Source organism: Streptomyces sp. NPDC001443, from assembly GCF_053597355.1.
Genome location: NZ_JBSFIA010000001.1, coordinates 151,840 through 163,301, shown reverse-complemented (window position 1 = coordinate 163,301; position 11,462 = coordinate 151,840). Strand labels below are relative to the sequence as shown.

The following is an 11,462-nucleotide window of genomic DNA, read 5'->3' as shown; positions in this document are numbered from 1 at the left end:
CAGTCGCCGCCGCGTGCTCGGTGCGCTCGCCGCCGTGACCGCCGTCGCGGCCGCCCCGCGGTCCTGATACCGGTCCCCGCCGCCACCGAAGGCACCGCACCCGAACCGGTGCCGCTGCCGGACACCGAGCGCGCCAAGGTCGTCAGGGCCTGGCTGACCGCTGGCAAGGGCGTCAAGGCCGCAGCCGCCGACGCTCTCTACGGGGCGGACGCCGACATCCAGGCCTTCCTCGCCGAGACACTGCCGAGGCGGACCGCGGAGGACAACCGGGTCGCGATCGTCCGCGGCCTGGACCAGGCCGGCAAGGGCCTGCGCCGGGAGGTCTCCGCCGCCCTCGACAACGGCGACGCCGCGATCGCCGCGTTCCTGCAGTCGGGCTTCGGACCGGCCGTCCTCGAAGATCTCCGGGTCGCCACCACCACCGTCTCGTCCACCGGCGGCAAGGCGGTGGCGCGCAGCGCCGACACCGCCCCTCCCCCGCCGTCCCCGACGGCACCCTGGTCCTCCACAGCGAGGGGCCGGCCAAGGCCGTTCTGCGCGACCGAGCACTGACCGGACGGCTCGCCCTCGCCCGCGCCGAAGACCTGCGGGTGATCACTTCCGCGGCCCCCTCGTGGAAGTGATCCACCCGCGGATCAATCGGCCGGCCCTGGAACGGACTTTGTCCCGCCTCGTCGTCGAACCGGTCACCGAGCCCATCGCCCGTCACGCCGCCGCCCTCCTCTCCGACGCCGGCCCGCACGGCCACAGATACGCCATCGACGCCATGCTCAGCGCCACCGCTCCCGCGGCCCCCGGTCCGGTGACGGTCCTGACCTGCGATCCGGAGGACATCATGGCGCTGTGCGGCGGGCACGCCACCGTCATCAAGCTCTGATTCCCGCCCGGCACACCGGCAGGGGCACCGGGCGCGCTCCGCAACGCCTCTCGCGCGACAACCGGCCGCAGTGGGTCCCCCCTCGGCCGCACACCCACAGGCTGCCCTCAGCTTCGCCACAGTCGGCACCCATCGGGCGTCTGCATGGTGCAGTGGTGACATCTGCCACCGATCCACTCCCCCAGCCCACCGTGACCCCCGACCCGCCGCCGGTCACGCCACCGACGCCGCAGGGGTCGCCCCGCTGGTCGCTCCCCGCGCTGATCGCGATCCTGCTCCTGGCGGGGGTGCTCTACTCCTGGAACCTCTCCGGTTCCGGTCTGAACAGCTTCTACAGCTCCGCCGTGTTCAGCGGCACGCAGAGCTGGAAGGCGTGGTTCTTCGGCTCGCTGGACGCGGGCAACTTCATGACCGTGGACAAGCCGCCGCTCGCGCTGATGGTGATGGGCCTGTCCTGCCGGATCTTCGGCTTCGGGACCTGGCAGATGATGCTGCCGATGATCCTGGTCGCGCTCGCGACCATCTGGATCCTGCACGCCTCGGTGAAGCGGGTGTGGGGCCACGGCGCCGCGGCCGTCGCCGCCCTGGTGCTCGCACTGACCCCGATCACGGTCGCCATCAACCGGGACAACAACCCCGACACCCTGCTGGTGTTCCTCATGGTGGCGGGCGCGGCCCTCGCCCTGCGGGCCACCACGAACGGCCGGCTGCTGCCGCTGCTCGGCTCGGCCGCCTGCTTCGGCCTCGCGTTCAACACGAAGATGCTCCAGGGCTACATCGCGCTGCCCGCCGTCTTCGCGGTCTACCTCTACGCGGCCACGCCGAAGCTCGCGAAGCGGATCGTGAACCTGCTGCTCGCGGGCGTGGTCCTGGCCGTCTCCAGCTTCTGGTGGGCGACGGCCGTCTCCCTCGTGCCCGCCGACGACCGGCCGTACATCGGCGGTTCGACGGACGGCACCGCCTGGGACCTGATCATGGGCTACAACGGCCTCGGCCGGGTCCTCGGCGGCGAGGGCAACGGCGGGGGCGGCGGAGGCGGAGGCGGCGGCTTCTCCGGCACCGCGGGCCTGGGCCGGCTGTTCAACGACATCCTGGGCGGCCAGATCTCCTGGCTGATCCCGTTCGCGGCCGTCGCCCTGGCCGGCGGTCTGGTGCTGTGCGGGCGCGCCCCGCGCACCGACCTCACCCGCGCCGCGCTGGTGCTGTGGGGCGGCTGGACGCTGCTGCACTATCTGACCTTCGCCATGGCCGAGGGCACGATGCACCCGTACTACACGACCGCGGTCGCGCCCGGCATCGCGGTGCTGTGCGGGGGCGGCGGCGTGATGCTGCTGCGCGCCCTGCGCGGCGGCGACGCGCGCTGGTCGTGGGTGCTGCCCGCCGGGCTCGCGGTCACCGGCGTCTGGGCGGTCGTGCTGCTGCGCCGGGCCACCGACTGGAACGGCTGGCTGTGGCCGGTCGTCGCGGTGGTCATGGCGCTGGCGGTCGTGGGCCTGGTCCTGTTTCGCAGCGGCCGGCGCGCCCGGCTGCTGGCCGTGTCCGTGGCCGCCGCGGTCGTGGCGGGCCTCGCGGGTCCGACGGCGTACGCGGTCTCCGTACCGGCGAGCTCCGGTGGCGGCGGCATGGGCGGCACCAACCCGACCGCCGGTCCCTCGACCGGCAACGGCTTCGGCGGCGGGGGCGGCGGTGGCCGGGGCGGCTTCGGCGGCCCCGGCGGCGGCGAACTGCCCGGTGGGACCGGGCAGGGCAACCAGGAAGCCGGTGGCACGATGCCCGGCGGCGCCCCGGAGGGCGGCGGGAACGGCGGATTCCCGGGCGACGGCGAAGGCGACGGCGAGGGCGGCCAGGCCGGTGGCTTCCCCGGCGGCTTCCCCGATGGCGAGAACGGTACGTTTCCCGGCGGTACGGCCCCGAACGGCTCGGGCGGACAGCCCGGCGGCGGGGGCGGCTTCGGCGGCGGGGGCATGGGCGGCGGCATGGGCGGCGAGACCAGCAGTGAGCTGGTCGCGTACCTGGAGAAGCACCAGGACGGCGCCAAGTGGCTGCTCGCGGTGTCCAATTCGCAGTCGGCCGGACAGCTGATCCTGAGCACCCACAAGCCCGTCATCTCCATGTTCGGCTTCACCGGCAGCGACAACGGCATGACGGTCGCCAAGCTCGAGGAGCTGGTGAAGAAGGGCGAGCTGCACTACATCCAGATCGGCGGCGGGGGCATGGGCGGTGGCATGGGCGGTGGCAACAGCGCCAGTTCGGCCGTCACCGCCTGGGTGCAGAAGCACGCGACCGCGGTGAAGGAGAGCGAGTACAGCAAGACGGCGAGCACCGGGTCGGACTCGGAGTCCGGCTCCGGATCCACTTCCGGCTCCAAGTCCGACTCGGACTCCGACTCCGGTGCGCAGAACGGACAGTCGTCCTCGACGCTCTACCGGCTGGACCCGTCGGACGTCGGCTGAACCGACCCGCTCCGCACCCGAACGGCCCCTGGATCCCGGTGGATCGCAGGGGCCGTTTCGGCCATTCCTCCACCACGGCCATCAACTCGCGTAGACAAAACCCGACTTGCCCGCCCCCGCCATCAGATGGACATGCCAGATTCATTGCCACGTCTACATGTCCATGCCATTCTCCCGGTTGCCGCCTTCAATCAACACGCGTAGATCGGACCCCCACATGCTGGCGACACACCTGCACCGATGGAAGTCGGTGGCCCTCACCACCGCCGCCGTCCTGGTCGGACTGACCGCCCCCGCGCTCACCGCGTCCCCCGCCGCGGCGACCACGACCGCGTACGACTCGACGTACTACAAGAACGCGATCGGCAAGACCGGCACCAGCCTGAAGTCCTCGCTGCACACCATCATCAGCAGCCAGACCAAGATCTCCTACGCCGCGGTCTGGGACGCGCTCAAGGTCACCGACCAGGACCCGAACAACAGCAGCAACGTGCTCCTGCTGTACAGCGGCGTCTCGCGCAGCAAGACCCTCAACGGCGGCGACGTCGGCGACTGGAACCGCGAGCACACCTGGGCCAAGTCGCACGGCGACTTCGGCGAGGTCACCGGTCCCGGCACCGACCTGCACCACCTGCGGGCCGCGGACGTCCAGGTCAACAGCATCCGCGGCAACCTGGACTTCGACAACGGCGGCAGCGCGGTCACCAACGGCGGCGGCAGCCTGGTCGACTCCGACTCCTTCCAGCCGCGCGCCGCCGACAGGGGCGACGTGGCCCGCATGATCCTCTACATGGCGGTCCGCTACGAGGGCGACGACGGCTTCGCGAACCTGGAGCCCAACGAGCAGGTCAACAACGGCAGCAACCCGTACATGGGCAAGCTCTCCGTCCTCAAGGCGTGGAACGAGGCGGACCCGCCGAGCGCCTTCGAGGAGCGGCGCAACCAGGTCATCTACGACACCTACCAGCACAACCGCAACCCGTTCATCGACCACCCGGAGTGGGTCGAGGCGATCTGGTAACCCGCCGCACAGCATGTCGAGCCGGTCGCCCCGGGCGGGGCGGCCGGCTCGTCGGCGTGCGGGACCCAGGCGTACGAGCCCCAGGCGTCCGGGCTCAGGCGTCCGGCGCGGCGGGAGCGCCGTACCAGCGCCAGCGCGTCAGGCGCGCGTGCCCCTCGATCTCCCCGCGGCCGGTGGCCCACAGCAGGGTGGCCCATCCGTCGGTGCCGGTCGGGGCGTGGGGGAAGAGCCGGGTCAGGACCCGGTCGCAGAGGTCCGCGTCCGGAGTCCACGCGACACCGAGTCCGGCGGCGACGTCGTGCAGGTGCACCAGGGTCTCGACGACCCCCATGGCGGCGAAGCCCTCGGGGTCGGCGGCGCCGAAGGCATGGTGCGCCCGGACGGCCGGCGCCGTCGTGCGCACCATGGCCGCCAGCAACGCGCCACTGGCCTCCAGCACTTGCGCCAGTCCGGCCGGTCCCGCGGCGCGGTCCGCGAAGACGACGTTCGCCGGGCCGCCGGGCCTCCTGGGGCTCCACAGGAAGGGGACCTCCCGGTCCGACGGCGGTCGCTCGGGGCCCAGTTGGGCGGCGTAGGCGAACAGGTCGTCGGCGAGGTGCTCGACCGTCTCCCAGCAACTCCACTCCAGTGAACCGGCCTTGGCGTCCCAGTCGGCCGCCTCCGCCGATCGCAGGACATCGGCTGCCAGTCGGACGACGGTGGTCACGTCGTCGGCGGTGACGGGATCGGAGGTGCGGCGCGCTTCAGACATGACGGGACCGTACCAACGGCCGTCCCCGCCCGGAGCGGGGGCGGGGACGAGGGCGGTGGTGCCGCCGGCGCTCAGCGCTTGGTGTTGCTGTTGAAGAGCGAGCGCGACCAGAGGTAGCCGACCAGGGTGATGCCGGCGCACCAGGCGAGCGAGATCCAGCCGGCGTTTCCGATCGCGGAGCCGGAGAGCAGGCCGCGCAGGGTCTCGGTCATCGGGGTGAAGGGCTGGTACTCGGCGAACCAGCGCAGGCCCGGGGACATGGACCGGGCGGGCACGAACGCGGAGCCGAGGAACGGCAGGAACTGGATGAGCAGCGGCTTGTTGCTCGCGGACTCGACGGTCTTGGAGATCAGGCCGAGCGCCGTGGACAGCCAGGTCACCGCGAAGGCGACGGCCGTGAGGAGTCCGGCCGCGGCCAGCCACTCCAGCGGGGTGGCCCCGGAGCGGAAACCGACGGCGAGCGCGACGCCGACGACCAGTACGGCGCTCAGCATCGTCTGGATGACGCTGCCGACGACGTGTCCCGTCATGAACGACGAACGCGTGATGTTCATGGTGCGGAAGCGGTTGATGATGCCCTCGGTCATGTCGGAGCAGACCGCGATCGAGGTGGACATCGAGCCGGCGGCCACACCCATGATGATGATGCCGGGGGTCAGATAGTTCACGTACGCGTCCCGGCCGCCGCCCATTCCCGCGCCGATCGAGTCGCCGAAGGCGTACACGAACAGCAGCAGCATCAGGATGGGCATCATGGCGGCGCCGAAGCCCACGGCCGGATAGCGGATCGCGTGCTTCAGGTTCCGCCGCAGCATCGTCATCGAGTCGTGCACGGCGTAGGTGAGGGTGCTCATCGCCGGGTCTCCTTCATGTGGAGCGCTGAGTCGGAGTCGGGGCCGAGGTCGGTGCCCGTGTCGCCGTCGCCGGTCAGGGCGAGGAAGACGTCGTCGAGGTCGGGGGTGTGCACGGAGAGGTCGGCGGCGGCCACCCCGGCCGCGTCGAGCCGGTCGAGCAGGGCGCGCAGCGCGTCGAGGCCGCCGTCGCCCGCGACGCGCAGGGCGAGTTCCTCGTCGTCGCGGACCGCGCCGGGGAAGGCGGCGACGGCACGCTCGTACTCGTCGGGGCCGGTGAACCGCAGGCGTACGTGGCTGCCCGGGATCTGTGCCTTGAGCTCGGCGGCGGTGCCCTCGGCGACGATCCGGCCGCCGTCGAGCACCGCGATCCGGTCCGCCAGCTGGTCGGCCTCCTCCAGGTACTGCGTGGTGAGGAAGACGGTGACGCCGCCCGCGACCAGCGAGCGCACCGTCTCCCACATGGTGCGGCGGCTGCGCGGGTCGAGACCGGTCGTGGGCTCGTCGAGGAAGATCACCTCCGGGTCGCCGACCAGGGTCATGGCGAGGTCGAGCCGGCGCCGCATACCGCCGGAGAAGGTGGCGGCGCGCTTGTGCGCGACGTCCGCGATGCCGAACCGCTCCAGCAGCGCCTCGGCCCGCTTGCGCCCCTCGCGCTTGCCGAGGCGCAGCAGGTCGGCCATGAGCAGCAGGTTCTCCTCGGCGGTGAGCAGGTCGTCGAGCGCGGCGAACTGCCCGGTGACGCCGATCGCGGCGCGCACGCCGTCCGGCGACGCGGCGACGTCGTGGCCCGCGACCTGGGCCTGTCCGCCGTCCGCGGCGACGAGCGTGGACAGGATCTGCACGGTGGTGGTCTTGCCGGCGCCGTTCGGCCCCAGCAGCGCGAACACCGTCCCGGCCGGGATCCGCAGGTCGATGCCGTCGAGGACGGTCTTGTCGCCGTACGACTTGCGCAGCCCGACGGCGGAGACGGCGGCGGGCGGCCGCCCGCCGTCCGACCGTCCGGGCACAGGTGGTTTAGGCATGGGCATGACAGAAAAAGGCATGGGGTCCTCCCCCTCGAAGACGTGCGAACGCGTGCGGAGGCGTGCGAAGCGGTGCGGTGCGGTGGCCCCGGCCGTACGCGGCCGGGGGCAGGTCAGGAGCGGGCGCGGCGGATGTCGATGTTGCCGTAGCGGGTACGGGCCCTGACCTCGACCGTGTCCTCGGACTCGGCCGGGCCGTCGGAGGCGGTGAGCACGTTGTGCACCTGGCCCGAGCCCGAGCCGGCGTCGATCCAGGCGGCCGTGCCCTCGCGGATGCCGATCTCGATGGCGCCGTAGGAGGTCTCCAGCTGGACGGTGCCGCGGGCGACGTCGCCGACGCGCAGGGTGCCGTGGGCGGTGGTGGCGGTGACCGAGCCCTCGGCGCGCCCGACGAAGATGTCGCCGTTGGCGCCGCTGGCCCGCAGATCGCCCTGGACCTCGTCGACGGTCGTGGTGCCGTGCGAGTTCTTCAGGACGGCCTGGCCCTCGACGGTGCCGACGCGCAGGCTGCCGGAGCTGGTGGTGATCTCGGCCGGGCCGTGCACGTGGTCGACGGTGACGCTGCCGTGGGACGCGGTCAGGTGCAGCGGGCCGGTGGTGTCGAGGCGGACGTCGCCCGACGAGGTCTTCACCCGGACCTCGCCGAGGCGGCCCTCGCCATGCACCTGGGTCCAGGCGCCGGCCACCTCCACCCGCGAGTCCGCGGGCAGCTCGACCGTCACGTCGGCGACGCCGGAGGGTCCGACGCCCCAGCGCCCCTTGGGCGTCCTGATGGTCAGCAGGCCGCTCGCCCAGCGCACCTCGGTCTGCTCGGCGGCCCGTACGTCCCGGTCCTTCTTGGGGTCGCGCGGCTGGACGTCGACGAGCGTGTCGAGACGGTCGGCGGCGATGAAGCGGATGGATCCGGCTTCCACCTGGGCGGTGACCGAGATCGGTTCGGGGGTCTGGAAAGGAGCGTCGAAAGAAGGCATGGCTGTCCCGTCCTCTTGAGTCCTCGTGGCGTCCCTGCAGGTGGGACGTGGTGTGGGTGGTGCGGGGCGGGGCGGGCGCGGCTAGCGCACCCAGCCCGTGAAGCTCTGCCCGACGGTGCGGGTGGCACTGGTGGAGCGGGTCTTCCCGGCCGCGGGCGACGCGGTGCCGCCGTCGACCGCGGCCGACACGGCCCGTACCAGCCAGGCGTTGACCGACAGGCCCTCGCGGCCGGCGGCGTCCTCGGCGCGCGCCTTGAGATGCGCGGGCAGGCGCAGGTTGACGCGGGCGGTGCCGCCCTCGTCGGCGTCGGCGGGTGCCGGGGCCGGTGCGGTGAGCGGCTCGGCGGGCCCGCTCCTGTCCTGGTACGGCTCGTCGCGCGGCGGTGGTGTCACCACGAAGTCGGGGTCCAGTCCGCGCAGCCGTACGTCGACCGAGCCGGGGGCGAGATCGCGGGTGATCTCGTCCATCGCGGCGGAGAGCACGTTGAGCATGGTCAGGCGGGTCGCCGACTCCAGGGGGGCGGTGAGCCGCTCGGCCAGCTCGCGAGCTTCTTCGCCGCCGGCCTCGGCGGCCACCGCGAGTTCGCGGCGGAGGGAGTCGACATACGGCGTGAGGTCCATGACGCCATCATGGCACCACTATGGCGCCACACGCAAGCACGCAAAGGAAAAGTGGGCGCACCTAGATGCGCCCACTATGTCTGACCTGCTAAAACGTGCCGACGGGGAGAGGCGTCGGCCCGGCACCACATGGAATCTCGATCCTGTCTGGTGCCGCTGGTGGCACCACGTGGCGCCACCAGCGGCACCACCCGCTGTACGCCACCTCAGCCGAGGTGCGTCGGCGCGAACATCCGCAGCAGAGCCGGGAGGACGACCACCGACGGACCCGGGGCCGCCAGCGCCTTCGCCAGGTCCGCCTCCAGCGCCTCGGGGCTCGTACGGATACCCGGGACCCCGAACGACTCGGCCAGCGCCACATAGTCCGGGCGGCTCAGCTCGGTCGCAGTGGGCTGCCCGAAGGTATCGGTCATGTACTCGCGGAGGATGCCGTAGCCACCGTCGTCGACGATCAGCCAGGTGACATTCAGGTCGTACTGCCGCGCCGTGGCCAGCTCGGCGATCGAGTACAGCGCGCCGCCGTCGCCCGAGACGGCGAGGACCGGGCGGGACGGGTCTGCGGCGGCCGCGCCGAGCGCTGCCGGGAAGCCGTAACCGAGGCCGCCCGCGCCCTGCGCGGAGTGCATGGCGTTGGGCGCCTTCGCGTCGAAGGCCGACCAGGCCCAGTAGGCGAGGATCGTCATGTCCCAGAAGGACCCGGAGTCGTCGGGCAGGGCCCGGCGGACCGACTCCAGCACCTGCCGCTCCAGGGTGAGTTCCTGGGCGTCGATGCGCTCGGCGACCTTGGCGAGCAGGGTGCTCACCCGGTCGCGGGCACTCGGGTCCACCCGCTCCGGCACCGTCTCCAGCAACGCCTGCAACGCCGTTCGGGCGTCCGCGTGGATGCCGAGCGCGGGGTGGTTGGCCTCCAGCTTGCCGAGGTCCGCCTCGATCTGGATCACCCGGCCGCGCGGCGTGAACGTGTGGTAGTTGGAGGAGAGTTCACCCAGGCCCGAGCCCACCACCAGCAGGACGTCCGCGTCCTCCAGGAGGTCCGTGGTGTGCCGGTCCTCCAGCCAGGACTGCAGGGACAGCGGGTGGTTCCAGGGGAAGGCGCCCTTGCCGCCGAAGGTGGTGACCACGGGCGCGTCCAGCTTCTCGGCCAGCTTCCTCAGCTTGCCGGAGGCGTCCGCCCGGACCACTCCACCGCCCGCGATGATCGCCGGACGTTGTGCGCGGGCGAGCAGATCGGCCGCCACGGCGGTCAGTTCGGGCCGCGGAAGCAGTTCCTCGGGCGTCGCGTCGACGGCGGTGACCACCGGCAGGGAGGTCTCGGCCAGCAGCACATCCTGCGGGATCTCCACCCACACCGGACCGTGCGGGGCGCTCAGCGCGGACTTCCAGGCCGCGGCGATCGCCGACGGGATCTGGGAGGCGGCGCGGACCGTGTGGACGGACTTGACGACGCCCCGGAACGAGGCCGCCTGGTCGGGCAGTTCGTGCAGATAGCCACGGCGGCCGCCGCCGAGCCCCGCGGTGGGGATCTGACTGCTGATCGCCAGTACGGGGGCGGAGGCCGCGGCCGCCTCCTGGAGCGCGGCCAGCGAGGTCAGCGCGCCGGGGCCGGTGGACAGCAGCAGGGGTGCCGCCTCACCGGTGACCCGGCCGTACGCGTCCGCCGCGAACCCCGCGTTGTTCTCCACCCTCAGGCCGATGTAACGCAGGTCGGAGCGGCGCAGCGCGTCGAACATGCCGAGGGCGTGCTGGCCGGGCAGACCGAAGACGGTGGTCGCGCCGAGCCCGGCCAGGGTCTCCACGACCAGGTCCCCGCCGATACGGCCGGGGGGCGGGTTCAGCGCCGCCTCCGTCTGGGCGGGCGTCGGACGGAGTTCGAGGTCGTGGTCGTGGGTCACTTCGCTCGGGCCTCGGCAATCTGGCGGGTCATGATCGTGGTCAGTTCGTAGGCGGTGTGGGACGCGGCCACCGCGGTGATCTCGGCGTGGTCGTAGGCGGGCGCCACCTCGACGACGTCCGCCGAGACGAGGTGGCAGGAGGCCAGGCCGCGCAGGATCTCCAGCAGCTCGCGGGAGGTCATGCCGCCGGCCTCGGGGGTGCCGGTGCCGGGGGCGTGCGCCGGGTCGAGGCAGTCGATGTCGATGGAGATGTACAGCGGACGGTTCCCGATGCGCTGCCGGAGCTGGTCGGCGATTTCGTCGGCGCCGCGCCGGTAGACGTCCGCGGAGGTGACGATGCCGAAGCCCATCTTCTCGTCGTCGGTGAGGTCCTTCTTCCCGTACAACGGGCCGCGGATGCCGACGTGGGAGAGCGCCTCGGTGTCGAGGATGCCCTCCTCGACGGCCCGGCGGAACGGGGTGCCGTGGGTGTACTCGGCGCCGAAGTAGGTGTCCCAGGTGTCCAGGTGCGCGTCGAAGTGGAGCAGCGCGACCGGGCCGTGCTTCTTCGCGACCGAGCGCAGCAGCGGCAGCGCGATGGTGTGGTCGCCGCCGAGGGTCATCAGCCGGGCGCCGGTGGCGAGCAGGCCCTCGGCGGCCGCCTCGATGCCGTCCACGGCCTCGCCGATGTGGAACGGGTTCACGGCGATGTCACCGGCGTCGGCGACCTGGGCGAGCGCGAAGGGAGAGGCGTCCTGCGCCGGGTTGTAGGGGCGCAGGAGCCTGCTCGCCTCGCGGATGGCGTTGCCGCCGAAGCGGGCGCCGGGCCGGTAGGAGACGCCCGCGTCGAACGGCACGCCCACGACGGCGACGTCGGCGGCGCCGACCTCGTCCAGGCGGGGCAGCCGGGCGAACGTCGCGGGGCCGGCGTACCGCGGTACGCGGGAGGAGTCGACGGGCCCGCGGGGCGTCTCACCGGTCATGGAGCTGCCTTCTTTCCTATGCGTCGCCGCGTATGTGC

General features: G+C 72.5%; 10 protein-coding genes and 1 pseudogene. 4 read left to right on the top strand and 7 right to left on the bottom strand.

Annotated features, from left to right (window positions below; all coding sequences use genetic code 11):
* Positions 1–108: 108 nt before the first annotated feature.
* The 4 genes and pseudogenes from ACWC24_RS00765 to ACWC24_RS00750 all read left to right on the top strand — a co-directional run bounded on the left by ACWC24_RS00765 (position 109) and on the right by ACWC24_RS00750 (position 4,351).
* The gene (locus ACWC24_RS00765) at positions 109–552 is read left to right on the top strand and encodes an ALF repeat-containing protein (RefSeq protein ID WP_450660663.1); all 444 of its coding nucleotides are present in this window, start codon (positions 109–111) and stop codon (positions 550–552) included.
* Positions 498–877, top strand: a pseudogene (locus ACWC24_RS00760) (PIN domain-containing protein). The gene ACWC24_RS00765 and the pseudogene ACWC24_RS00760 overlap by 55 nt, the downstream one beginning before the upstream one ends.
* Positions 878–1,032: 155 nt before the next feature.
* A complete protein-coding gene (locus ACWC24_RS00755) occupies positions 1,033–3,330 on the top strand; it encodes a glycosyltransferase family 39 protein (RefSeq protein WP_450660662.1) in 2,298 nt (765 codons plus the stop codon).
* A gap of 217 nt (positions 3,331–3,547) precedes the next feature.
* Positions 3,548–4,351, top strand: a complete 804-nt coding sequence (locus ACWC24_RS00750; RefSeq protein ID WP_450660661.1) for an endonuclease I family protein — start codon at positions 3,548–3,550, stop codon at positions 4,349–4,351.
* A gap of 94 nt (positions 4,352–4,445) precedes the next feature.
* On the opposite strand, the gene ACWC24_RS00745 is transcribed toward ACWC24_RS00750, so the two are convergent.
* The 7 genes from ACWC24_RS00745 to speB all read right to left on the bottom strand — a co-directional run bounded on the left by ACWC24_RS00745 (position 4,446) and on the right by speB (position 11,424).
* Positions 4,446–5,102, bottom strand: a complete 657-nt coding sequence (locus ACWC24_RS00745) for a DinB family protein (protein ID WP_450660660.1) — start codon at positions 5,100–5,102, stop codon at positions 4,446–4,448.
* A 71-nt stretch (positions 5,103–5,173) separates the two neighbouring features.
* Complete coding sequence (locus ACWC24_RS00740; protein ID WP_450660659.1) at positions 5,174–5,956, bottom strand: ABC transporter permease; 783 nt, start codon at positions 5,954–5,956, stop codon at positions 5,174–5,176.
* A complete protein-coding gene (locus tag ACWC24_RS00735; RefSeq protein WP_450660658.1) occupies positions 5,953–6,978 on the bottom strand; it encodes an ATP-binding cassette domain-containing protein in 1,026 nt (341 codons plus the stop codon). The genes ACWC24_RS00740 and ACWC24_RS00735 overlap by 4 nt, the downstream gene beginning before the upstream one ends.
* Positions 6,979–7,091: 113 nt before the next feature.
* Positions 7,092–7,949 (bottom strand): DUF4097 family beta strand repeat-containing protein, encoded by an 858-nt coding sequence (locus ACWC24_RS00730; protein ID WP_450660657.1) that lies wholly within the window; start codon positions 7,947–7,949, stop codon positions 7,092–7,094.
* A gap of 81 nt (positions 7,950–8,030) precedes the next feature.
* A complete protein-coding gene (locus ACWC24_RS00725; RefSeq protein ID WP_450660656.1) occupies positions 8,031–8,570 on the bottom strand; it encodes a hypothetical protein in 540 nt (179 codons plus the stop codon).
* 206 nt (positions 8,571–8,776) lie between these two features.
* Positions 8,777–10,462: a thiamine pyrophosphate-binding protein gene (locus ACWC24_RS00720; RefSeq protein WP_450660655.1), complete on the bottom strand. Its 1,686-nt coding sequence runs from the start codon at positions 10,460–10,462 to the stop codon at positions 8,777–8,779.
* Entirely contained in the window at positions 10,459–11,424 is a 966-nt protein-coding gene (gene speB, locus ACWC24_RS00715) for an agmatinase (protein ID WP_450660654.1), read from the bottom strand. The genes ACWC24_RS00720 and speB overlap by 4 nt, the downstream gene beginning before the upstream one ends.
* Positions 11,425–11,462: the final 38 nt, after the last annotated feature.

Coding starts and splice junctions, on each gene's coding strand:
- speB (WP_450660654.1), bottom strand. CDS start 11,424: ATGACCGGTGAGACGCCCCGCGGGCCCGTCGACTCCTCCCGCGTACCG.
- ACWC24_RS00725 (WP_450660656.1), bottom strand. CDS start 8,570: ATGGACCTCACGCCGTATGTCGACTCCCTCCGCCGCGAACTCGCGGTG.
- ACWC24_RS00750 (WP_450660661.1), top strand. CDS start 3,548: ATGCTGGCGACACACCTGCACCGATGGAAGTCGGTGGCCCTCACCACC.
- ACWC24_RS00735 (WP_450660658.1), bottom strand. CDS start 6,978: ATGCCTAAACCACCTGTGCCCGGACGGTCGGACGGCGGGCGGCCGCCC.
- ACWC24_RS00730 (WP_450660657.1), bottom strand. CDS start 7,949: ATGCCTTCTTTCGACGCTCCTTTCCAGACCCCCGAACCGATCTCGGTC.
- ACWC24_RS00745 (WP_450660660.1), bottom strand. CDS start 5,102: ATGTCTGAAGCGCGCCGCACCTCCGATCCCGTCACCGCCGACGACGTG.
- ACWC24_RS00740 (WP_450660659.1), bottom strand. CDS start 5,956: ATGAGCACCCTCACCTACGCCGTGCACGACTCGATGACGATGCTGCGG.